This window comes from Archangium minus, assembly GCF_044360475.1.
Classification (GTDB): Bacteria; Myxococcota; Myxococcia; order Myxococcales; family Myxococcaceae; genus Archangium; species Archangium minus.
On sequence record NZ_CP043494.1, the window covers coordinates 7472907 to 7496558 of the forward strand.

Annotated in this window: 18 protein-coding genes and 2 pseudogenes; 7 read left to right on the plus strand and 13 right to left on the minus strand. The window is 67.9% G+C overall.

Annotated elements, in window-relative coordinates; genetic code table 11:
• Positions 1-430: 430 nt before the first annotated feature.
• The 5 genes from F0U60_RS30370 to F0U60_RS30390 all read right to left on the minus strand — a co-directional run bounded on the left by F0U60_RS30370 (position 431) and on the right by F0U60_RS30390 (position 6438).
• A complete protein-coding gene (locus F0U60_RS30370) occupies positions 431-2578 on the minus strand; it encodes a type VI secretion system Vgr family protein (protein ID WP_395804899.1) in 2148 nt (715 codons plus the stop codon).
• Between the two features lie 71 nt (positions 2579-2649).
• On the minus strand, positions 2650-3186 hold the full coding sequence (locus F0U60_RS30375) for a hypothetical protein (protein WP_395804901.1): 537 nt from the start codon (positions 3184-3186) through the stop codon (positions 2650-2652).
• A gap of 206 nt (positions 3187-3392) precedes the next feature.
• The gene (locus tag F0U60_RS30380; protein WP_395804903.1) at positions 3393-4145 is read right to left on the minus strand and encodes a tRNA1(Val) (adenine(37)-N6)-methyltransferase; all 753 of its coding nucleotides are present in this window, start codon (positions 4143-4145) and stop codon (positions 3393-3395) included.
• 49 nt (positions 4146-4194) lie between these two features.
• Positions 4195-5340 carry a DUF1015 family protein gene (locus F0U60_RS30385; protein WP_395804905.1) on the minus strand — a complete coding sequence of 382 codons (1146 nt, stop codon included), beginning with the start codon at positions 5338-5340 and terminating at the stop codon, positions 4195-4197.
• 66 nt (positions 5341-5406) lie between these two features.
• A complete protein-coding gene (locus tag F0U60_RS30390; protein WP_395804907.1) occupies positions 5407-6438 on the minus strand; it encodes a hypothetical protein in 1032 nt (343 codons plus the stop codon).
• Between the two features lie 213 nt (positions 6439-6651).
• Between F0U60_RS30390 and F0U60_RS30395 the strand changes: the two genes are divergently transcribed.
• Positions 6652-6972: a polyhydroxyalkanoic acid system family protein gene (locus tag F0U60_RS30395; protein WP_395804909.1), complete on the plus strand. Its 321-nt coding sequence runs from the start codon at positions 6652-6654 to the stop codon at positions 6970-6972.
• Positions 6973-6976: 4 nt separating this feature from the next.
• Here the strand turns inward: F0U60_RS30395 and F0U60_RS30400 are convergent, their stop codons facing one another.
• From F0U60_RS30400 to F0U60_RS30425, 6 genes are read right to left on the minus strand one after another with little or no spacing between them, the layout of a single operon-like run.
• Complete coding sequence (locus F0U60_RS30400) at positions 6977-8668, minus strand: CheR family methyltransferase (RefSeq protein WP_395804911.1); 1692 nt, start codon at positions 8666-8668, stop codon at positions 6977-6979.
• Entirely contained in the window at positions 8662-9669 is a 1008-nt protein-coding gene (locus F0U60_RS30405; RefSeq protein WP_395804913.1) for a chemotaxis protein CheB, read from the minus strand. Before F0U60_RS30405 ends, F0U60_RS30400 begins: the two co-directional genes overlap by 7 nt.
• A gap of 13 nt (positions 9670-9682) precedes the next feature.
• Complete coding sequence (locus F0U60_RS30410) at positions 9683-11971, minus strand: hybrid sensor histidine kinase/response regulator (protein ID WP_395804915.1); 2289 nt, start codon at positions 11969-11971, stop codon at positions 9683-9685.
• A 53-nt stretch (positions 11972-12024) separates the two neighbouring features.
• Positions 12025-13248, minus strand: coding sequence for a methyl-accepting chemotaxis protein (locus F0U60_RS30415; RefSeq protein ID WP_395804917.1), 1224 nt, complete (start codon positions 13246-13248; stop codon positions 12025-12027).
• Between the two features lie 5 nt (positions 13249-13253).
• Positions 13254-13631 carry a Frizzy aggregation protein FrzB gene (locus F0U60_RS30420; RefSeq protein WP_395804919.1) on the minus strand — a complete coding sequence of 126 codons (378 nt, stop codon included), beginning with the start codon at positions 13629-13631 and terminating at the stop codon, positions 13254-13256.
• A complete protein-coding gene (locus F0U60_RS30425) occupies positions 13628-14110 on the minus strand; it encodes a chemotaxis protein CheW (protein ID WP_395804922.1) in 483 nt (160 codons plus the stop codon). Before F0U60_RS30425 ends, F0U60_RS30420 begins: the two co-directional genes overlap by 4 nt.
• 141 nt (positions 14111-14251) lie before the next feature.
• On the opposite strand from F0U60_RS30425, the pseudogene F0U60_RS30430 reads away from it, so the two are divergent.
• Positions 14252-14725, plus strand: a pseudogene (locus F0U60_RS30430) (response regulator); the annotation flags it as partial.
• A gap of 606 nt (positions 14726-15331) precedes the next feature.
• Positions 15332-15850, plus strand: a pseudogene (locus F0U60_RS30435) (response regulator); the annotation flags it as partial.
• Between the two features lie 9 nt (positions 15851-15859).
• Here F0U60_RS30435 and F0U60_RS30440 read toward each other — a convergent pair.
• On the minus strand, positions 15860-17308 hold the full coding sequence (locus F0U60_RS30440; RefSeq protein ID WP_395804925.1) for an amidase: 1449 nt from the start codon (positions 17306-17308) through the stop codon (positions 15860-15862).
• Positions 17309-17337: 29 nt separating this feature from the next.
• A complete protein-coding gene (locus F0U60_RS30445) occupies positions 17338-18645 on the minus strand; it encodes a radical SAM protein (RefSeq protein ID WP_395804927.1) in 1308 nt (435 codons plus the stop codon).
• 160 nt (positions 18646-18805) lie between these two features.
• Here F0U60_RS30445 and ald point away from each other — a divergent pair, with 160 nt between their 5' ends.
• The 4 genes from ald (at position 18806) to F0U60_RS30465 (ending at position 23627) form a co-directional block, all read left to right on the plus strand.
• Positions 18806-19939, plus strand: a complete 1134-nt coding sequence (gene ald / locus F0U60_RS30450; RefSeq protein ID WP_395804929.1) for an alanine dehydrogenase — start codon at positions 18806-18808, stop codon at positions 19937-19939.
• A 206-nt stretch (positions 19940-20145) separates the two neighbouring features.
• Complete coding sequence (locus tag F0U60_RS30455) at positions 20146-20817, plus strand: sigma-70 family RNA polymerase sigma factor (protein WP_395804931.1); 672 nt, start codon at positions 20146-20148, stop codon at positions 20815-20817.
• 81 nt (positions 20818-20898) lie between these two features.
• Positions 20899-21735 (plus strand): anti-sigma factor family protein, encoded by an 837-nt coding sequence (locus tag F0U60_RS30460; protein ID WP_395804933.1) that lies wholly within the window; start codon positions 20899-20901, stop codon positions 21733-21735.
• A 185-nt stretch (positions 21736-21920) separates the two neighbouring features.
• On the plus strand, positions 21921-23627 hold the full coding sequence (locus tag F0U60_RS30465; RefSeq protein ID WP_395804935.1) for a response regulator: 1707 nt from the start codon (positions 21921-21923) through the stop codon (positions 23625-23627).
• Positions 23628-23652: the final 25 nt, after the last annotated feature.

Below are 23652 nucleotides of genomic sequence, written 5' to 3' on the forward strand. Positions count from 1 at the left end.
GAGCGGAGGGTATCGTCTCAATGTACCTCAACCCGACTTTGGGGCTCTTCCATTTTCCATTTTCTCGGACCAAGTCGCCCTCCCCTGGTTCTCTTCATCGCGGGCAGTTCCAGGTGGCGCACCGTGCGCCCCTGACCCCGCCTCCAAAATGTCTCCACGACTGGAGGGGACACTCCAGGGGACAAGAGGAACTGCTGATGACTCCCCCGTGGACTCGAAGTGCCAGGATTCACTCGCGATTCCTCGAAAGGCATATGCCGCCGCGGGTTTAGGACACCCCTACTCTACGAGTTCGGATCCCGTCGGGGACAACCTAGGGGCCCAGCAATCTCAAGAGGTTGCTGGGCATTTCCTTTGCCCCCGGTTCCTCATGTGCCCTCAGTGTGCCCCTCCGGCGTATTTGAGCGTCCCGGCTCGCCAATGTAGCGTGTTACTTGCTGCCCTGATCGGCCTGGGTGGGCACGGTGGGCTGTGCTTGCATTGCATCCGTTGGCGCGGTGGGACTCGCCCCACTGCCGGACAGCGCCGCGCCTCCACTGTTGATGTTCACCACCGTGCCAGAGATGGAGATCCCCGAGGCGTCGATGGTGATGAACCCTCCGGGCCCCTTGAGGGTGATGCCGCTCGCCGCTTCGATAACTACCTTGGTGGACTTCAGGTGGATCTCCTTGCCTGACTCCACGGCATGGAGCTTGCCCACCTTCACGTGCAGATCCTCTCCCACTGTGAGGGACTGCGTTTTCTCGACCTGCTCGTTCCGCACACCCAGGACGTGCAGATGGCGATCCTTGAGGACGAGCTCCTTCCGGTCGGCCTTGATGACGATGTCCAGATGGCCCGCGCCATCAATGCCCCCCACCAGGAGCTTCATGTCCCCGCCCACGTGTTCCTGGCTATGGCGGTGCACCGTGAGGCTCTTGTCCCGGTAGACCAGCTCGTTCTGATCACCGACCTTCCCATCCTTCCCCTGTGAGCCGATGGTCTGGTGCCGATCGTGGCGGATGTTCTCCAGCGAGTCGTGCTTCACATGGACGTCCATGTTGCGCTGGGCGTGGATGAAGACCTGCTCCTTGCCCTTTTCATCCTCGAAGCGCAGCTCGTTGTAGCCGTTACCTCCCTGAGAGGTGTTCGACATCAAGGTGCTCTTGGTCTTCTCGTCCGGGAGCGGATAGGGCGTCAGGTTGGCGCCGTTGTACACGCGCCCGGTGATGATGGGTCGATCCGGATCCCCCTCGATGAAGTCAACGATGACCTCTTGGCCGATGCGAGGGATGAACATGGCCCCCCACCCCTCACCCGCCCAGACCTGGCTGACGCGAATCCAGCAGGAGCTCTTCTCGTCGCGCTTCCCCTGACGATCCCAGTGGAACTGCACCTTCACCCGCCCGTGCTCGTCGGTGAAGATCTCCTCTCCCTTCGGCCCGACGACGATGGCGGTCTGCACACCGCGCACCACCGGCCGAGGCGTTACCCGCGCCGGCCGGTACGGAACCTTCTCCGAGATGCAGGAGAATTGGTTGGAGTAGCTGAACTCCCCTTCCGGCGAGTCCTCTCCCAGGACCTGGGGCTGGTGCCCCTGGTGACTCACATGGGTGAGGAGGTAGCGCGCATTGTAGTCAACGCGCGGGTGCTCGCTCAGCGAGAACAGGAAGCCCGGGCACAGCCGCTCGCAATCACTCTCACCGTACCCCACCTTCCGGGAAGCCTGCCACGCCTCAAGCCGCAACTTCGCCAGCGTCGCGCCCTTGGCGGACGAGCCGCGGCTCGGATCCAGGTACTCACCCGGATAGTCATACACCTCGAGGTCCGCATCCACCTCCGCCTTCTGTTGCACATGCATGAGCAGGTCCGGCTTCTTGAAGTTGAAGTCGCGCAGGCTGACTTGTCCCGGCTGTACCTCCTCTGTGAAGCGAAAGCGCTGGACGTGCTCCCCCGTGATGACGAGCCCGCTGGGCCTGCGGAACTGCAACGTTTCGCTTCCGGCAACAGGCTTGCAGGCGGAGACACCATCTCCCACAACGAGGACGTCCGTCCCCTCGCTGTGATCGAAGAAACAGAAGAGGCCATCCTCCTCCATCAACCGGCTGGCGAAGGCCCAGTCCGACTCCCGGTACTGCACGCAGTAGTCACGCGGCTCGTAGGTGCCCGTCAGCTCGAATCGGACAGCGTCCACTGGAATGCCCGCGTCCTTGAAGACCTTCTTCAGGATGTCTGGCGTTGGCAGTGACTGGAAGATGCGGCAGTCCTGGCGGTGGAGCAGGCGCCACATACGCGGTACCAGGGTGGCCTCGTACACGGCATAACGGTGCAGCTCGTTGACCTGCTCGAAGCGCGAAATCATCCCGTGGAACAGCCGCGGACCTGCCTCCCCCAACAGCGTCAGCAGGGCTGGCTTGCCCACCACCTCGGAGAATTCGATGTTCGGGTTCTCGCAGGCCAGCTCCACGCGGAACTCGAACAGGCTCGACAGCCCCTCGTGGCCGTTGAAGCGCAACACGCGCAGGCTCTCCTTCTCGAAGCCCTCCACGTCGAACCAGAAAAGAGAAGACACCTCTGACAGCAGGGAGCGCGCAACCATGTCGCCAGCCTTTCCCGCATTCCGCCTCGAACTCGCGCGGAGATAGTCGTCAGCTTGGATTTCCTACAAACCTATCTGCCGTCACTCGACCAGTGCGGAGGATCGTTGGGCACTTTGTGATAGAGGTTGTACGTGGCCCCCACTTCCTGAAGCTTCACGTTGTCCCCCGTGTTCGGCCCCTGCTCGATGACAATTTCGGCATCATCCGCGGCCTTGATCTTCAACGAGCCCTGCCACCGGATGCTCATGTCCACGGCGAGCCCCTCCGTGTGGCGAGACGCCAGCGCTGGCAGGCGGACAATCGCATAAGCCTGAACCATCTCTCGCGCAGCACGCCGCGAGGCCTCCAGGTCCACCTCCCCCGCCGCACTCCGGTGGCACCACTCGATGTCTACTCCCGGGTAAGCCGGCACCCTCTGAGGGTCGAGCCCCTGCTTCGCGATCCGAAAGGAGTAATGCATGAGGTACGCCCGCTCCGGCGGGCGGTACGTGGCGGCGATCTTCACCGTTGCGCCCGCCGCACGCAGCGCCTCGACGAACCGCCTGGCATTGTCCCGAAAGGAAGACGCGAGCGCGTCGAGCGACGTGCTGGTCGGAAACCTGTTCACCCATGTTCTGCCACTTGGCTCTCGCGGCATGGGAGCAATCTTCAGAATTCGTGTGAAAGGCGAAGTGCTGGAAGGTCCTTAACACATGGAACTGTCGACCGGTGAATCAAAACATGACATTTTCGTATAATACGAAACAGTCTTGATTCCAGGGCACACGAGTCTTGTGAACGCGTTGTGTCTTTGTTTACATGCAGTAAAAAATTCTACTCAACCATCGCAGTGACTTCGTGGGAGAACGCCTGTTCGTCATCGGCGTGGATGACGAGCGGGGGCAGCACGCTCAGCCCGGTGGGCGCGCCCTTCACGGCGTGCATCAACACGAGCTTCGCGGGGCGTCCCGCGCGCGAGTGCACCATGCGCATGGTCCTCGGCTCCAACTTCCCCTCGCGCAGCGCGGCCATCAGCTCGGACAGCCGTGAGGCCGGGTACACCACGCAGAAGCTCCCCCGACACCGCAGGAGATACGCCGCCGAGCGCACCACGTCCTCGAGCTCGCAGGCGATCTCGTGCCGCGCGATGGCCTTCTCCATGTCCGTGCTGCTCCTCCCCTGCTCCCGCGCCCGGTACGGCGGGTTGCACAGCACGTGGGAGAAGCTGGCCTTCGGGAACAGCCGGGACACGCTGCGCAGGTCGCCCCGCACCAGCGAGACCTCTCGCTCGCAGCGGTTGAGGTGAACGTTGCGCTCGGCGAGGGAGAACAGGCGCGGCTGCAACTCCAGCCCGGTGATGCTCTCACACCCCAGCCGCCTCGCAAGGATGAGCGGGATGATGCCGCAACCCGTACCCAGGTCCATCAACCGCCCTCGGATCGTCCCGGCCTCGTAGACGGCGAAGTGCGCGAGCATCACCGGATCCAACGTGAAGCGGTAGCCGCGACGACGCTGGAGCACCTTCACCTCACCGCCACAGATGGAATCAAGTGTCTCTCCAGCCCCGGGCCGGAGCTCGAGCGGCATGCGCTGGGGCCACTCCAGCGCTTCTGTCAGCAGGGCGCCCACTCAGGAACTAGGCCTCCGGATCCAGGAATAGGAGTCCCGCTGGCGGAGCGGGCTCCACCCGGAGCGTCTTGGGCGGCAGCGTCTGCGCCGCCTCCATCACCGCGCGCACCTCCCAGAGCGGCGGCGGGTTGAGCGCGAAGCCCACCTGGAACATCCCACCGTGGACGCCTCGCACCAACGACTCCAGTCCCTGCACCGCGAAGACCTGCGGGTGACCGGGATCCTCGGGGTCCTTGATGCCCAGCACTGTGCGCAGCACCAGCGCGTTCAGCAGCGCCAGGTCCAGGCTGCGCAGCGTCGGGTTACGAGGTGCACCCTTCAAGTGCGCCAGATCCAACCCCTGACGGAAGCGGAGGATCTTCCCTCGCCCCCCAGGCAGCACCAGCAGCACGGCATGGTGTCCACGCACCAGCGTGGCCAGCCGCTCGTTCGCCAGCGCCACGCCTCGAGGCGACGTGAGCGGCTCCTCCAAGTCATAGATGCGCGCGTATGCCGTCACGAGCGCGAGGAACGTCTCCTCCTCGAAGGTCTCCAGCCCCTGGATGGCGCGGTGCACCGGCTCGAAGTGCAGCCCCGGATCCGACAGCGGCACGATGGCCGCCAAACTGGGCCTGCGCTCATCCAGCTCGGCCAGGGGGCGCAGCGGCGCCTCATCGAGCACGGCCTGGATGCGCCGGGCCACTGGCGAGGGCTCGATGCGTCGCAGGGATACCGGGGCGTCCTCAAAGGTGCCCTGCCACACGACACTGCTGCGCTCGGCCGCCTCTGCCAGCAAGGCCCGGAGCACGCCATGGTCGTCCGCCGCCAGGGTGACGGCCGGCTCCACCTGCGCCGAGCGGGGTCGGTAGGGCTCGGTCTCCAGGGGCTCTGCCGAGTCGGGCGACAGGCCACACAGGAGGAAGCGCACCGGCGGTCCTCCAAGTCCACCCGCCTGGCTGTACACCTCGGCCAGGTACAAGGCCGGCCGCGTATCGCGGAGGACCGAGCCCGCGGCCCTCAACCGCCCCAGCTCGGCCGTGGGGTCCACCCGATCCAACAGCGGGCGGATGAACGAGGACCGGGGCGGCGCGTTGAACGGACAACCCTCCTCATCGGCCGATAGGTGCGATTCGAGGGCGGGAAGGAGTGCGGAGAAAGGGAGGACGCGCGCCATATCCACAACAATGTGAATGCGCCCTCCCCCTGGCCACGGAGCCTTCTTGGCCGACCAGCAGGCGAGCTACCACCAGACGCAGCGGTAGGCCTTGGAGCGTCTCGAACCACTCAGCGCCATGTTGGGGCGTTCGGCGGCCTCCTCCCACAGGAGGCTCACGGTGGTGATGGCGCCCGCGGAGCCGAGGAAGGACAGCACGTAGGGGGTGGGCTGATCAAAGCCACCGAGCACCAGGGCGGACAGCGCCAGCACCACGGCGCCCACGCCCGCACCGAAGAGGTTCGCCCGCATGATCTGCGAAGGCGTGGGGTTGTATTTCATCGTGGCCAGCGCGAGCGCCGTCGCGCCAATCCCCGGCGCAATGAGCAGCGAGTCCACCCACGTCTTCCCCTCAATCTTCGAGCCGGAGAAGTGGACGATGGCCAGCAGCAGCGCACCGTAGATGAGGCCCCACCCGCCACCCGAGGCGATCAGCAGACCATCATCCAGCGGCAGCTGGCCGCCGCCGAGCCCCGCGGTGAGCCATGCGCCCAGCTCGGCGCCTATCAGGGCGGACCAGGTCAGCAGGCTCTGATCGCGCGTGAGCATGTCCATGAAGCCGGCGGCGAACATGCCGCCGATGGCGGAGTTGGCGATGCCGAAGTAGCTCATCGGCTTGTCCACCCAGTTGTGGAACTGCCACCACGCGGACGCGCCGAAGCCGAGCCCCGCGCCAATGAGCGTGCCCGCCAGCATGGCCTCGCGCGAGCTGCGCTCGAAGCTGAAGCTCTTGCCGATCCCCTGGACGAAGAAGCCGCCCAGGGCCCCCATGATGGAGTGGTGCATGATGAAGGTGAGGCTGCCCGGCCCGGACAGGAACGCGCCGTAACGCACCCGGCCATCGAGGATGGCGCCATCCTCGCTCTGAGGAACCGCGGTGGCGGGATGAGGCAGCGGCTCGTCCTGGGTGAGCGGCGCCTGGGGCTCGGTGCGCAGCGAGGCCGTGTCCGGTGGAAGCACCGGCGCATCGGAGGCATACCCCTCCTGGGCCCGGGCAGCGCCCGGTGCGGCGAGCAGGAGGACGACGGCGAGGGACAGCCAACGGGTCAGCGAGGACACTCGAATCACTCCTTGTCCAAACACGGGCGGCATCAAACCCCAATCGGGGACCGATGCAGCGGGAATCTCGCGGATTCAGGGGAGCGTTGAGCGGACAGAAAGTGACAGCACTGTTGACTTCCGCGCGCCCGGCGGCGAGACCCGGGTTCCCCTACCGCCCGGGGATCGATAGACAGACCGGGCGGGAACATCACGAAACCCCAGGAGCGCCATATGGGCACGATGAAGTTCGAGGTCCCCCACACCCTCTCCAAGGACGACGCCAAGAAGCGCGTCGAGCAGCTCCTCAAGTACTGGACGGAGAAGTACGGCGTGCAGGCCAACTGGTCCGGTGACGGAGCGAAGGTGATCGGCAAGGTGATGGGCATCAACCTGGATGCCAGCTTCACCATCACCGACGGAGCCATCCAGGGCGAGGGCACCGACCCCGGCATGCTGCTGCGCAGCCAGGCCAAGTCCTACCTGCAGAAGAAGTTCAGCACCGTGCTCGACCCGAGCAAGAGCGTTGACGAGGTGGACAAGGGCCTGGCGTAGCGGCCTACAGCAGCGGTCCTTCCTCCAGCGCGGCAAGCGCGTAACGTGCCGCGCGGGAGATGGCCTCGGCCGAGTCCGGTAGCTCCGGGTAGTGGCCGGCCAACGGGCGCTGAGGGAAGCGCAACTGCGCGATGGCGTTGCGGTAGCTGCGCCGCGCCGCGTCGTGGTCCTTCAGCCGCTCGTGCACCTGCGCCATCAGGTAGTGCCCGATGGCCAGCGAAGGCTCCAGGAAGAGCGCCTTGCCCAGCTCCGAGCGGGCTTCAGCGAGCTCTCCGGCCTGCAGCGCCGCCAGTCCGCCAAAGACCCGTGCCTCCACGCACAGGGGCTCGCGGTTGATGGCCTGCGCGAAGGCCTCGCGCGCGTCGACGATCCGCCCTGTCAGCGAGTAGAGGTCGCCCACGGTGAGCAGCGCGTCCAGGTGGCCCGGCTCGTCAACCAGGAGCTGCTCCACGGTTGACACGGCGGACACGAAATCACCGCGCTCGATCATCCGCACGGCCGCGTTGAGCCGCTCGCCCGGCGCCAGCATCAGGGACCACGCAGGCATCTCGCCCGTGCGCGTCCGCGGCATCTCGGCGCTCGTTGCTGGGCGCATCTCGAGCGACTTCCGAGGCGGCTCGGAGACAAGGACGGAGGGGCTCGTCGGCGCGGACGCCGCCTCGGGGACCGTGGACGCAGGCACCTCCATCGTCCTGCGGGGTGCCGCCGGGGGCGGCTTGGACACGTCGAGCGTCTTCTGCAGGGCCCGGGTGGACGGCAGCATGGACAGCGACTCTCGAGGCTTCGCGGCATCCACCGGGCGCTCGCCCACGGCGGGCAGCGAGCCGATCGTCATCGGCCTCGGACCGGAGCCCGGAGCGCGCGGCGTCAGCGGCTTCACGGGCCGCCGGTAGACGAACGAGCCCTCCATCTCCACCATCTCGAAGCGGTCGTAGACCTTGAAGAGGCTCTCCGAGTAGCCCAGCAGCAGCAGGGCCCCGGGCCGCAGCGCCGCGAGGAAACGATCCATCAGCGCGCGGATGGTGGGCAGGTCGAAGTAGATGATGACGTTGCGGCAGAGGATGAGATCCAACGACTCCGGCTTGACCTTCTCGAAGACGGGGACGGCGAGGTTCTGCCCGTCGAAGCGGACGTAGTCCTTGAGCGACGAGACGACCTCGTAGCCCTCGTCCATGGGCCGGAAGTAGCGCACCCGACGATCATGGGGGATGCCGGACACGCGCCGCCCCGAGAAGCGTCCCTGCTTCGCGGCCTCCACCGCGGCGAGATTCAGGTCGGTGGCCCACAAGTCCACCTCGAACGGGAGTGCACCCAGCTCGGACAGCACCATGGCCAGGCTGTAGGGCTCCTCACCGGTGGCGCACCCGGCGGACCAGATGGACACCCGGCGATTCTCCCGCCGCGCCCGCGCCAGCGCCTCCGGGAGGATGCGGCTCTCCAGCGCCCTGAACTGCTTGGGATCGCGGAAGAACTCCGTGTGCCCCACCGTGACGAGCGGCAGCAGGGCGCGCAGCTCGTCCTCCGCGGTGCGCAGGCGCCGCACGTACTCCTCGGCGTCCGCGAGGCCCACCGCGGGCATGCGCGTGGACAGCGCCAGCCGGAGGCTGTGGTAGCCGTCCGGCGTAATCTTCAACCCCGCCCGCTCCAGCAGGAGGGAGGCCAGCTGCTGCAGGGCCCTGGAGGTCACCGTCAGCATGTCTGCACCCACTGGACGAGCATTGGTCCTATCTGATCGAGCGGCAGAATTTCCTCGGCGGCGCCGAGCCGCACGGCCTCCTTGGGCATTCCGTACACAGCGCAGCTCGCCTTGTCCTGGGCGATGGTGCGCCCACCGCGCTCACGGATTTCCTTGAGGCCCCGGGCGCCGTCGCGGCCCATCCCGGTGAGGATGACGCCCAGCACGCGCGTCCCAAAGGACTCCGCCGCCGACGTCAGCAGCACATCACACGAAGGCCGGAAGCCGCGCACCGGAGGGCTCGGGTCCAGCACCAGTCGCCCCTTGGGGCGCACCACCAGGTGCGTGCCCGAGCGCGCGATGTAGACGGACCCAGGCGCCATCTCCTCCCCGTCCTTTGCCTCCACCACGCGCAGCGGCGTCTCGGAGCCGAGCCACTGGGCCAGCCCCTCGGTGAAGCCGTCGCTGATGTGCTGGCAGATGCACACGGGCGCGGGGAAGTCGCGGGGCAACGTCTTCAGCACCATGGAGAGCGCCTTGGGCCCACCCAGCGACGAGGCGATCGCCACCAACGGATAGGGCGCATCGGTGGGTGGGGGGCGCACGTTCTGCTTCTGAGCCTGCACGGGGCGTGACACGCGCACCTCGGCGAGCAGCATCAGCTTGCGGCCCACCGTCTGCCAGAAGTCGAGTCCGGGCTCGCTGGGGCGATCCACCACGTCGACGGCGCCGTAGGCGAGCGCCTGGAAGGCCTCTGCACCGGAGAGCACGCCCGGGTGAAGCGCGAGCACCGGCACAGGCCGCTCCGCCATCACCCGTTGAATGGCCTTGAGTGCATCGGGACCGGACAGGTCCACCACGACCACGTCCGGGTGCAAGCGCTGCACGCCCTCCAGGGCCTCGGAGAACTCGCAGACGTTGCCGGCCGGGGCGAGCACCACCCCGTCAAACAACCCCCGCGAGGCGCTCCGAAGCACCTCGCCCACAAGCAACACCCGGTATGCGGACGCGCCAACGTCCAAGCGGCCCCCTAGATCAGGTCAGACGATCGATGGTCTGCGCCAGGCTCTCCACTCCGAGCTCGCCCTTGACCAGGTACGCATCGGCCCCCGCCTCGGCGCCGCGCCGTCGATCTTCCGGCGACGCGAGCGAGGAGAGGATGATGACCGGGATGCGGGCAAGCCCCACGGTCGTCTTGAGCCGCCGTGTGAGGGAGAAGCCATCCAGCCGAGGCATCTGCACGTCCGTGAGGATGAGATCGTACGGCTGAGACTGGGCCCTGAGATAGCCCTCCTCGCCGTCCTGGGCCTCGTCCACGGTGTGTCCCAGCGCCTTGACAAGCGCGGACTCGGTGGCGCGCGCGATGGGCGAGTCGTCCACCAGCAGCACCCGCAGGCGCTTGGTGGCCTGGTTCTGGGTGACGGGCCGCGCCATGCGGCGCACCTCGGACATGATGTCCGGCACGTGGAGCAGCACGGCGATGCGGCCGTCCTCGAGCGCGGCGGTGCCGGCGATGAAGGCGGCGCCCTTGAGGAACTCGCCGCCGCAAGGCTTCACCGCCACCTCGCGCTCGTCCACGAAGCCGTCCACCACCAGGGCGGCCAGGTCGTCGCCATGACGCACCACCACGGCGGGCGGCTTGTCGAAGCGATTGCCTCCGTTGACGCCCAGCAGCGGCCCCAGGCCCACCAGCGCGATGGGCTTGCCCCGGTGCTTCACCGCCAGGGTGCCGAAGACCTCCATGCGGTCGTCCGGCTTCACGCGCATCACCGCCACCACGTCGGCGGCGGGCATGCCGTAGACATCGTCACCCAGGCGCACCAGCAGCACCTTCATCAACGCCAGCGACTGAGGCAGGCGCAGGGTGATGGTGGAGCCACGGCCCAGGCGGCTGACAATGCCCACCGAGCCACCCAGCGACTCCACCTTCTTCTTGACGACGTCCATGCCCACGCCGCGACCGGAGATGTCGGTGATCTCCTCGCGGGTGGAGAAGCCAGCCCGGAAGACGAGCTCGATGGCCTCTCGCTCGGAGAGGGCGGCGGCCTGGGACTCGGTCAGCAGGCCCTTGCGGACGGCAACGGCCCGCAGCTTCTGCGGATCCATGCCGCGGCCATCGTCGTCCAGCTCGATGCTGAGCATGTCACCGTCGGCACGCACGCGGATGCGCAGGCGGCCCGCGGCGGGCTTGCCGAGCATGCGGCGCTCGTCGGGTGACTCGATGCCGTGGTCCACGCCGTTGCGCAGCAAGTGCACCAGGGCGTCGCGCACGTCGGCCAACATCGAGCGATCCACGCCGAGGTCGGCGTTCTCGACGATGAAGTCCACTTCCTTGGACTGAGCGCGCGCGATGTCGCGCACGGCCCTCGGGAAGGCGTCAAAGACGGTGGACAGCGGCACGAGGCGAGCCTCGGCCACATGGTCCGCCATCATCGCCAGGTTGCCGTGCAGCGTCTCGATGCCGTCGCCGTTGTTGCGGACGAAGCGGAACGCGTCGTCGCGCAGCATGTGCAGGTCGCCCTCGATGCGCTCGAGGTCGTTGCGCAGCACGTTGGGGACGTCCAGCTTCTCGGCCAGCTTGAGGAAGCGGTCGCCCAGGCGCGAGAAGCGGTTGAGCAGGGCCTCGATCTCAGAGGCGCGCAGGCGTCCGCGCGCGCTCTCCACCAACAGGTCACCGGCGAGCAGGCCGAGTGAGTCGAGCACCTCGACGTTCACGCGGATGCTGCGATCGGCGAGCGCCTTGGTGGTGTGCGTCTCCTCGTGGCCGTGCTCGGCCTTGGCGGCCCGGGGCTGCGGCGCGGGAGGCGCCACAGCGGCGGGGGGCGGAGCCGGAGGAGGCATGAAAGCAGGCTCGGCGTGCTCCACGATCACGTTCGCGGCAGGCACCACCGGAATGGCCGTTTGCGAGGGCGACTTGATGCCCCCGATAGGCGGTATCGCATGCCCGGAAGCAGCGGCGAGCGCCTCGACCATCTCCTGTGAGGCCGGGGTGCCCGTCTGGGCGCCTTCGGTGTCCTCCAGGAGGTCCGAGATGATGTCGCACGCGCGCAACAGGAGGTCCGTCGCCACTTCGGTGGCGGCCCTCCCGTCGCGTTCGGCGCGGAGTACGTCCTCAGCCGCGTGCGCGAGCTGACCGATGGCGGCCAGGCCCAACATACGGGCCTCGCCCTTCATCGTATGCAGCTCGCGCGCGACCTCGTCCGCCGCTTGATCCGCGGTGGGCTTCTCGAGATCGAGCACGCCCAACTGGATCTTCTGGAGACGGTCTGCGCTGACCTCCTGGAACTTCTGCAGGAGGGATCTCTTGAGGGACTCGGTGTCCATGCCCGGAGGGCGTCAGGACGGAATACCGCCCCGAGCCCCTCCCTCTCCTGTTGTCAGTCGGCCTTGAAGCGCTTGATGAGCTCGGCCAGACGACCGGCGAGCTGCGTGAGTTCGGCGGCGGCACCCGTGGCCTGCTTGGAGGCCTGGGTGGTCTGACGCGTCACATCCTCGATCTCCGCCATGGAGGCCACCACCTGCTCGGTGGCGGTGCGCTGCTGCTGGGTGGCGAGGTTGATGACGCGGGCGGCGTCGCTCGTCTCCTGAACACCGGCGAGGATGCCCTCGACGGCCTGCGCAGCCACCGCGCCCAGCTTCTCACCGGACTCCGTGGCCTCCTTGGAGGCATCCGCGGCGGTGCCGGCGGCGGCCGTGGCCTCGCGGATCTCGGTGATGAGGTTCTTGATCTCCTTGGTGGACTCCATGACGTTCTCCGCCAGGCGGCGCATTTCGGCCGCGACGATGGAGAAGCCCTTGCCCGCCTCACCGGCGCGGCTGCCCTCGAGAGCCGCGTTGAGCGCGAGCAGGTCGGAGCGGTCGGCGATCTCGTCGATCACCTCAACCACGGTGCCAATGCGCTCCACGCGCTTGGACAGCTTGGCGATGGAGTCAGCCACGGCGACACCGTCGCTGCGGATCTGCTGCATGGCCTGGATGAACTCGCCGATGGCGCCCCGGCCCGCGCGAGCGGCACCCAGGGTCTCCTCGGCCACGCGCGCCACGCTGCCGGCGTTCTCGGCGATCTGCGCCGAGGCGTGCTTGAGCTCTTCCATCGTGGCCGTGGTCTCGTGGATGGCCGCGGCCTGCTCGGTGGAGCTCGTCTCGTGCTGCGTGGAGGCGGCGAGCACCTGGTTGGCGGACGAGGACAGGCGCAGGGCCGCCTCGTTGATCTCCCGCACGAAGGTGCGCAGCGTCTCAATCACCTTGCCAAAGCCCTCGAGCAGAGGCCCAAGCTGGGGGTCTTCGGTGGAGGTATTCCACTGGGCCAGGTCGCCCTCGCGCACCAGGGTGATGAGCGCGTCGATGGCCTGGTCGATCTCCTGCGCGGCCACCTGCTTGCGGCGCTCGGCGGCGGCGTGACGATCCAGCAGCTGGTTGAAGAGGTTGGCGAGATCGGCGGCATCGTCGTCGACGGCGTTCTTGGGCACGCGCGCCTCGAGGTTACCCGCCAGCACCGCGATCACGGTGTCGGTGAGGGGCTTGAGGGAGCCGGCCTTCTTCGCACGAGGGGCAGAGCCCTCCGTCGGGACAACTTCGTTCTTCGTGTCAGCGGGGGACATTGCCGTCAGTGCCTTCCTTGAGCATTCAAGGTTTCAACAAGATCGATGAGCATCACGGGGCGTTCCTGATCCAGGAACACACCCACTGCGTAGGGAGCGGCGCCAGCCACTTGGGGCAGCCGCCGCAAGTCCATGATGGGAACGGGGCGCACGCCACGAATGACGTCCACCTTGAGGTGCCCCTCCCCTTCGGGAGTCTCGAAGACGATCGCGCGGTTGCCGCGCTTGAGGGGGCCGAGCTCCGGCACCTCGAGATCCTCCGGGGCTGAGCGATCGATGCGTACCACCTGCGAGGCGTCCGTGCCGTAGACGATGTCGCCGACCTCGAAGAAGAGGACGTCAACTTCGTTGAGCTCGGGCGACTGATCATCGCCGTAGATCATCGCACCACCGCCCGCTGCCGGGCGCTCTGCAGCAGCTTGGTGAAGTTGATCAGCGCGATCGACTCCTGGTTCGTGGCACCCTCGGCCACACCGAGCAGGTGCTCGACGGCCGCGTCTCCTCCCAGGGGAGGAGGAAGGATGTTGGCCAGGGGGATCCGCCGCAGACCGAGCACCGCGTCCGCCACCACGCCGACGCGGTAGTTGCCGCTAATGCCGATGAACAGCCGGGTCCTGGGGCCGACTCGGGCCTCCCCCTTGCCAAGGAAGCGCAGGAGATCCATCACCGGGAGTACCTCGCCGCGGTGGCCGGTAACACCCAGGAGGAAGGACGGGGTTCGAGGTAGGGGCGTGAGGAGCCCCGTACGGATAACCTCGAGGACGTTCTCGCTGGGAACCGCGAGGCGAAGCTCACCCGCGCGGAAACAGAAGAATTCCTGCTCCGGCCGAGCCTGGCCTGCAATGGCTCGGTCGGGCGCCATTCGAAGCGCACGCTGAAGGGGAGTATTGGTCAAGGCGCCAAAGTATCCGGAGGCGAGCGAAGTGGGTCAAGGGTGGACCGAATCACATGGTCCGGGCCGGCTCAACGGTGTAGGGTGACTGTCGTATTCCTGGGGAGGCAGATGTCTCGCGTACTGGTCATCGATGATAGCCCAATGCTGGTGGAACTCACCGTCCGGGCCTTGGCCTCGGCTGGCTACCAGGCAACCGGGGCCACCGACCTGGCGAGCCTCGACCAGAAGCTCACCGAGGGGCCGTTCGCGCTCATCCTCATGGACGTGAACATGCCCGAGATGTTCGGCGACGACGTCGTCGAGTACCTCCGGACGCAGAAGAAGGTCACGTCCAAGCTGGTCCTCTACTCGGACATCTCCGAGGAGGAGCTGGCGGCGAAGACCCGCAACTCGGGCGCGGATGCCTACATCCTCAAGGGCGGGGGTCTCGAGGCGGTCATCGGCGGCATCATGAGGATCCTCGGAGCCCCTACTGCGAGTGGAGCAGCGCCCGCACGGCCCGTGGCTTCTCCTGCTGTTCCGACTGCCCGCCCGACGGGCACCGCCGCGGCTCCTCGCCCGCCTGCCGTGGCTCCGGCGACTCGTCCGCCCTCTGCGGTGGGCGCACCCCGGCCTGTCGCTCCTGGAGCACCTCAGGCGAATGTCGCTCCGCCGCGCGTCGCCCCGGCGACCCAGGCGCAGGCGATTCCCGGCCCTCGTGTTCCCGTTGCAGGACAAGGGGCCGCGCCGCGTCCGGTGGCGCAGGGTCCCGCGGGGACTCCGGCGATGGGGGCTCCTCCAGCGCCAGGAGCGCCTCGTGCGCCCGTCGCGGGACAGGTGGCCACGCCCCGTCCGGCCGCACAGGCGCCAACGCCGGGCGCTCATCCGGCGACGACTCCGGCGGCGCCTCGTGCGCCCGTCGCGGGACAGGTGGCCATGCCCCGTCCTGCCGCGCAGGTGCCAACACCGGGCGCTCATCCGGCGACGACTCCGGCGGCGCCTCGTGCGCCCGCTCCAACGGCCACGGCGCATACCGCTCATCCGGCGGCGCAGACTCCGACGCGGCCCGTGGCCCCAGCGGCGGCGCATCCCTCGGCTCCAGCGGCTCACCCGGCTCCGACGGCACACCCTGCACCAACCGCCCATACAGCTCCGGCGGCTCACCCGGCTCCAGCGGCCACGGCCCATGCGGCCACTCCCGCACAGAGCCCGACGGCCGCTCCCGCCCAGGCGCCAGCTCCAGCGGCCCCCTCCCCTGCTGCCACGCCCACTCCCGCTGCACCAGCCGCTCCGGCCGCACCGGGTGGCTTCCCGTCCGCCGCGAAGATGGCGGCAGCGGCCGGCAGGAAGCCTCGCATCCTCATCGTCGATGACAGCGAGATGACGGCGCGCATCATCGAAGCGGACCTGGTGACCAAGGGCTTCGAGGTGCACATCGCCGACTCCGCGGACAAGGCGACGAAGATCATCCTGAAGAAGCAGACGCGTCCGGATCTGGTGCTGCTGGACGTGCGGATGCCCAACGTGAACGGCGAGCAGTTCTGCCGGTTCATCAAGAGCAACAGCCTCTTCAAGGGCATCAAGGTGCTGCTGTGCTCCGGTGAGAACGTGGAGGAGCTGCAGCGCATCTGCCGCGAGGCGGGTGCCGACGGCTACGTGCCGAAGGACGCCGTGCTGGGCCACCTGGTGGCGAAGGAGCTCAACCCCTCCGCCACCGGCAACGAGTAGCGTCGGGGCTCACACGTCCGGCGGGCGCCGGAAGGGGCCCGTCACGTCCGTCAGCGCCTCGGCGACGGACAGCAGCGCCTCGTCCTGCCAGCGCCGGCCCACCACCTGGACGCCGAGCGGCAGGGCCCCTGTCCGCGCTCGGGGGAGCGGCACCACGACCACCGGGTGCCCCGTCACGTTGAAGAGGCTCGTGTGGCCGACCGTGCCGGAGAGGTACTGCACGCGCTGCTCATCCACCTCCAGCCACTCGCCGGAGGGGCGGTGCGTAAAGGCCGTGCCCACCGTCACCGGGCACAGCCACGCATCCCACTCGGACAGGAAGGACTCCAGCTTCCCCATCAGCCGATCCCTCGTCGTGAGCGCCTCCGCGTAGTCCGCCATCCTTCCCTGCAGACCGCGGAGGATGGCGCGGTTCAGCGTGGAGGTGCCCTTCATGGAACCGAACTGAAAGGCGGTCAGCAGGCGAGGCATCGTCGTCATCTCCGAGCCGATCTCTCCTCCCAACAGCCGGCCCCACGTATCCCAGACCTCCTCGAAGTCGAGGTCCGGTGCGCAGTGCTCCACCGTGCAGCCCGCCCGGAGCAACTCGCGCGCGAGGGCATCCAACGCCGAGCGCGTCTCCGCGGACACGGGCAAGCCCCCCAAGCTGTCCGTCCACGCGAAGCGGTACGTGCGCAGCTCCCGCCGGGACACTTCTCGCATCGACACCGGAGTCACCTCGGAGTCCCGGCCATCCGGCCCCATCAGCAGCCGCAGCGCGAGCCGCAGATCCTCCACCGTGCGTGCCACGGGGCCGGCCACCCCCTGGTGGCGTACGCCGCGCGGCGCTCCGGGCATTCCGGGAATGTGGCCGGACAGGGGGATGAGGCCCTCGCTCGGCTTGAGGCCGAACACTCCGCAGAAGTGCGAGGGGATGCGAACGGAGCCGCCAATGTCACTGCCCACCTCGAGCGGGCTCATCCCCGAGGCCACCGCCGCGGCCCCACCTCCCGTGCTACCTCCGGAGGTGCGCTCCATGTCCCAGGGGTTGTTCGTCCGGCCGAAGATGGGGTTGTGCGTCTGCGTGTCCAGCGCGAGCGTCGGCAGGTTCGTCTTGCCCACCAGCACGGCACCCGCCGCCTTCAGCCGCGCCACCACTGTCGCGTCCTGCCGGGGCACGTAGCGCGCCAGTCTGTCGAAGCCGCTCGTCGTGCGCAGCCCCGCCGTCTCGAAGGAGTCCTTCACCGTCACAGGGACGCCATGCAGCGGGCCCCACACCTCGCCACGAGCCAGCGCCGCGTCCGCCTCGCGGGCCCGGGCGCGAGCCCGTGAGCCGTCCACCGTCACCAGCGCGTTGAGCCGCACGTTGTGCCGGGCCACCTGCTCGAGGTGGGCCTCCAGCAGTTCAATGGCTGACACTTCACGTGCACGCACCAGCCTTGCCAGCCGGTGCGCAGGAAGGAAGACGAGCTCTTGCATGATGGCCCCCCGAGGAGAAGGCCATCATTTTACCGCCTGGCGCTGGCTGCGTTTTGCCGCTCCTCCAGCCCGCGCGCGAAGTTTCCGATGACCAACCCTGGCCGAGCGGCCTTGAGCCGACGCAGCAGCTCGCGGATGCCGACGGGCTCTCCTCCGGCGCCCTTGTCTCGCGCGACCTCCAGGTACTGGATGGGATCAATGCACAGCGAGCGCGTCTGCACCTGGTCCACCTTGTACTTCTTCACCAGCCGCTCCAGCGCCTTCACCTCGCCCTCGCGGTCCGTGACCCCCGGGAAGAGCAGCAGGTTGAGCGCGAGGTACGCGCCACGCTCACGCGCCAGGGCGATGGAGGCCTCCACGTCCTCCCAGCCGTACTTCACCGGCTTGTAGTAGGCCTCGTAGAGCTCCTTCGACGCCGAGTTGAGCGACACGCGGATGGCATCCAGCCCCGCGTCGAAGAGCGCCTCGAGTCCCTTCGTGAGGCTCGCGTTGGTGTTGATGTTGATGGAGCCGCGCGAGGTGCGCGCGCGCATGTAGCGGATGGCCTCGGCAATGAACTTCCACCGGGTGAGCGGCTCGCCCTCGCAGCCCTGGCCGAAGCTGACCATGGTGCGGCCGGGGGCGTTCTCCAGGTGGTACAGGCCAATCTGCCCCATCTCCTCGGCGGTGGGCCCGTCGTTCATGCGCTCGTGCGAGGCAGGGGGCCCGTCCGCCGGCTGATCCGAGATGCAGCCCACGCAGCGCGCGTTGCACATCACCGAGGCGGGGATGGCGCCCTCGTCACGCACGTAGAAGATGTTCTGCGAGGTGAAGCACCGGTACAGCAGCGCGCACGTGGTGAGCTGCTTGAGGACGCGGTTGTCCGGAAAGCGCGCCAGGTGCGCGTCCACGATCTTCTTCAGCTCGGGCGTGGAGTAGTTCTCCGGATCCCAGTGCGAGCGCTTGTCGGTGTGGATGGCCCAGGCCACGGGCCCGTCCTCGCCCCACGCCGCGGCGGTGTACGCCCACTGCGGGAGCACGGGACCGTCCGCCTTCACCTCGCCGGGGAGGAAGGTGCGGGTGTAGCCCGGCGGGAGCAGCGCACCCACCGCGCTGGGCACGAAGGTCTTCCCACTCACCTTCATCTCGCGCACCAGCTCCAGCTCGCCCGTCTCGGGGTGGATGCCCACGGGCAGGCGGCCCGGCAGATGGACGAGCCGGCCAGCGGACGGCAGCGGAATGGGCTTGTCCTGCGGGGGAACGAGCTCTTCCCCGCTGCGCAGGGTTGCCAGCAGGTAGGGGTGCTCCATCACCCGCCCCTTGGGGTCGGCGAACAACAGCTTCGGTGCCAAAGTCATGACCTCGTTAACTATCACTGCCGGGCGGCCCATTCGACGCAACGCGCATTCACGAGCCGTATGGCTCCTTGCCGGAGCGCGTCTTGACTCGCCCCAGGCCCCTGCCTAGGGTCCGCCCGCTTTTTCGTCCCTTATCGCGGACATTTCGGAGGTTCCTCAAGTGATTGTCGGTGTTCCCAAGGAGATCAAGACCCGCGAGTACCGTGTCGGCATGGTTCCGGCGGGTGTCCGTGCCCTGACCAGCGCGGGCCATACGGTTCTGGTCGAGACGAACGCCGGCGTCGGCTCCGGCATCCCCGACTCGGAGTACCAGCGCGTCGGTGCGCAGATCGTCCAGAGCGCGGACGAGGTCTGGAAGCGCTCCGAGATGATCGTGAAGGTGAAGGAGCCCATCGCGCCCGAGTACGAGCGCATCCAGGACGGGCAGATCATCTACACGTACTTCCACCTGGCCGGCGTGGACCCCGAGCTGACCCGCACCCTTCTGAAGAAGAAGGCGTCGGCCGTGGCTTACGAGACGATCCAGCTGGATGACGGCTCGCTGCCGCTGCTCAAGCCGATGTCCGAGGTGGCCGGCAAGATGGCCATCCAGGTCGGCGCCGCGTGCCTGGAGAAGGCGCACGGGGGCAAGGGCATCCTCCTGGGCGGCGTGCCCGGCGTGCGCCGCGGTCGCGTGACCATCATCGGCGGTGGCGTGGTGGGCACCTGCGCGGCCAAGGTCGCCGTGGGCATGGGCGCCGAGGTCACCATCATCGACATCAACCTGGAGCGGCTCACCTACCTGGACGACGTGTTCCTCGGCCGCGTGGCCACCCTGGCCTCGGACACCGAGAGCATCGCCAAGAGCGTGCGCGAGGCGGACCTCGTCGTCGGCGGCGTGCTCATCCCCGGCGCGGCCGCGCCCAAGCTCGTCTCCGAGGCGCTCGTCGCCGAGATGAGCCCCGGCTCCGTGGTGGTGGACGTGGCGGTGGATCAAGGCGGCTGCATCGAGACGTGCGTGCCCACCACCCACGACAACCCCACCTTCGTGAAGCACGGCGTCGTCCACTACTGCGTGGCCAACATGCCGGGCGCGGTGCCCCAGACGTCCACCTACGCTCTCACCAACACCACCCGGCCCTACTCCCGGAAGATCGCCGACATGGGCCTCGTCGAGGCCATCAAGGCTGACAAGGCCCTGGCCCGTGGTCTCAACACCTACAACGGCCAGGTCACCTACGAGGCTGTCGCCAAGGACCTCGGCTACAACTACGTCTCCATCTTCGACGCCATCGGCGCCAAGGGTGGTCGGTAGTCAACACTGCGACATGCAGCCGGAGGACTTATCCTCCGGAAATGGAGGAATAAATCCCTCCGCCAGACGTCTCCCGCCCGCCGGGGCAGCCGTGCAAACGGCGCCCGGTGGGCTTTGTGTTGTTGCCCAGTCTGTTCCCGTGCATACATTGCCGGGTAGGTAACGACTCAATTGCCTGTGATTTCGGGCCTCTGGAAGGCGGGAGCATGCTGGACTTCAGGCAGAACAACCGGACGAAAGCGGAATTCGAGGAGCTGGCACTGGCCCATCTCGACCCCCTGTACTCCGCGGCCCTGAGGCTGACGAAGAACGAGCGGGATGCCGAGGACTTGGTGCAGGACACCTGCATGCGGGCCTACCGCTTCTTCGACAAGTTCGAGCGCGGCACCAACATCAAGGCCTGGCTCTTCAAAATTCTCACCAACACCTTCATCAACCGCTACAGGCGTAAGGTGAAGGAGCGCAGTGTGGTGGAGGGTGTGGAGCGTGAGGCGGTGCACGAGCGCTTCGTGAGCCGGGACGCCACGGACTTCGCGGCCAACCCCGAGCAGTACTTCTTTGATCGCCTCCTGTCGGATGACGTGCTGCGCGCCATTGACGCGCTGCCCATCGACTTCCGGCTGGTGGTCATCCTCGCGGACCTGCAGGAGTTCTCCTACAAGGAGATCGCGGAGATCCTCGAGTGCCCCGTGGGAACGGTGATGAGCCGGCTCTTCCGCGGACGCAAGCTGCTGCAGAAGACGCTGCGCGAGTACGCCGAGGGCACTGGCGTGCTGCGTCAAGAGGGCGATGTCGAGGGCGCGGGTGCCAATGGAGCTGCCAACGTGGACTCCCCCACGAGCCTCGATGAATATCGCCGCAGGAAGAAGGTGGGGTAGATCGAGGTTGTTGGGCCCGGAAATATTTCTTCACGATATTTCCTCAAGGGCCCTTCACCATTGCCCCCTCCCCTGAGCGCTATGACCTGCCAGGAACTCGATTCGATCCTCTACCCGTACCTCGACGGTGAGTTCCAAGCCGAGGAGCGGTTGGAAGTGGAAGCACACCTCACTGGCTGTGCCGAGTGCCGCCAGCGGGTCAACGAGGAGGCCCGGCTGCGGCAGTCGCTGCGCCGGGCCGCGCGGCACGCCGTGGAGAGCACCCGGGCTCCAGACGCCCTGCGCTCACGAATCCAGCTGGGCGTCCACCAGGAGCAGCGCCGTGTCACGCGAGTCTGGTGGTTGCGCGCGAGCGCCGCGGCCGCCGTGGTGGTAGTGATGGTGGGCGGTACGTGGATGGCGCTGCAGCCCATGCGGCACCAGCGCTTCCTGGAGGACGCCGCGCGGCGGCACGCCAAGCTGCTACCCGCGGAGATCTCCGGCGCCTCGCACGAGAACGTGGAGGCCTGGTTCGATGGGAAGTTGGATCACCGCGTCTCCGTGCCCCGACTGCCGGATGTGAAGCTGTCCGGCGCGCGTATCTCCAACGTGACGGATCGTCCCGCCGCGTACATCAGCTACGAGCGTCACCCAGACAACGAAGGCAAGCCGTCCAAGCGCATTGGCCTCTTCGTCTTCGACGACGCCCGACGCGAGGTGGAGGCTCCTCCCCTGCCCTCCGTGCAGGTGGGCTCCAGCCTCGGCTACAACGTGGCCGTGTGGCGCGAGGGGGAGATCGTCTACGAGCTGGTGAGCGATCTCGACGAATCGGACATTCGCCGCATGCTCGCCGAGCAGGGGGCCGCGAAGGCCAAGGCCGCGCCCTCTCGCCCGGTGACCCCGGACGTGGCCGCTCGGCCCGTCTCCCTGCAGCCCTGAAGACGCGCGGCTCGCGCGCCGGGGCTGCCTGCTCGCCCACGAGCGGGACTGCCTGGAAATCCGACTGGACCGAAGATTGACGGTCCGGGTAGGCACCGATAGCCTCCCCGAGCGACTTTTCCAGAGCCGCCGTTCCCTCGTACCAACGCGGGACGCGCACGCCCTTCCGGTCTGGCATCCCCTCCATGTCCAAGAACATCCTGATCGTCGAAAGTGACACCGCCCTCTCCGCGACGCTGCGCCAGGCCCTGGAGGCCCGGGGCTTCGCGGTGCAGGAGACCACCGACGGCAAGGGCAGCGTTGAGCAGATCCGTCGCGATCGGCCGGAGCTGGTGGTGCTCGCGGTGGATCTGTCGGCGGGCCAGAACGGCTACCTCATCTGCGGCAAGCTGAAGAAGGACGACGAGCTCAAGACCGTCCCCATCATCATCATCGGTAACCCGGATGGCTTCGCGCAGCACCGCAAGCTGAAGGCGCACGCGGATGACTACGTGGCCAAGCCGGTGGACGCCGACGAGCTGGTGGAGCGCGTGGGTGGACTGATCGGCTTCCCGGAGCTGCCCTCGGGTGAGTTCGGCGATGACGGGCTGTCGATGGGTGGGCTGGATGGGCTCGGCGATGAGCCGGTGCAGGGCGAGGAGCTCGCCATCGAGGGCGAGCCGCTGGAGAGCCACGGGGAAGAGCTGGCGCTGCTCGACAACCCCTTCGGCGACAGCCTGGATCAGCCCGTGACGGGCAGCCTCGAGGAGCCCGTGGAGGCCCCGCCGGAGCTGAGCTCGCCGGAGGACGACTTCTCCGGGCTGGATGGCCTGGACGGCAGCGGCGAGGACGACAACTCGCTGGATGCGCTGGGCCTGGACAACGAGAAGACGGTGGTGGGCTACATGCCCCCGGCTCCCACGCCCGCGCCCGCGCTCACGCCGGCTCCCGTGGCCCGCCCCGCCCCCACTCCCGCTCCGGCGGTGACCCGGCCCGCGTCCGTGCCCGTGGCCACTCCGCCGGCGGCCCGCCCCACCCCGGCGGCTCCTGCCCGTCCCGCGGTGAGCACGCCCGCGGCCCCGGCCATGTCCGCGGCGGATGCGGCTGAGCTGCGCAACCTGCGCGCCCGCGTGGCCGAGCTGGAAGGTGCCCTCGAGGATGCGCGCAGCCAGGCCAGCACCGCGGAGACGCGGGTGCAGGAGCTGGAGTCCGAGCTCGAAACCAAGACGACGGAGCTGGAGACGGCGAAGGCCTCCGCTGGCAAGAACGACTCGGCCACCCTGGCGCTGCGTGAGGCCTCCAACCGGAAGGATCGGGAGATCCTCCGGCTGAAGACCGAGCTGAACCAGAAGGAGCAGGAGATCGTCGAGCTGCAGGATCGCACGCTCGCGCTGGAGCAGCAGGCCAACGGCTCCTCGGAGGAGATCGCCCGGCGGGACGCGCAGCTCAAGACGCTGCAGACGAAGGCCGACCAGCTCATGACGGAGCGCCGGCGGATGGAGCAGCAGCTCACGGCGGCCAAGGAAGAGGCGCGTGGCGCCACGGCCCGCCTGACGGCGCTGCAGGCCGAGGTGGAGCAGTACCAGGCGCAGGCGGGCGAGTTGGAGGAGCTGCGGGCTCGCGCGGATCAGCTCGACGCGGAGCTGGCGGTGGCGCGCAGCGAGGCGGACAGCCTGCGCGAAGAGATGGAGGCGGTGCGGGCGCAGTCGGGCCAGGAGGCCGACGAGCTGCGCAAGCGCATCGCCGAGATGGAAGAGTCGGTGGCGCGCAACGAGGACCGGGTGGCGCGGCTCTACACGCGCATCAAGTCCGACGAGAAGCTGCGCGAGAAGACGAAGAAGGCGCTGGCCATCGCCACGCAGCTCCTGGAGGAGCAGCCGGCGATCGACGACGACGAGGAAGCCGTCGCCTGATTCCGCTGCCCCCCTCCCCCTCCAC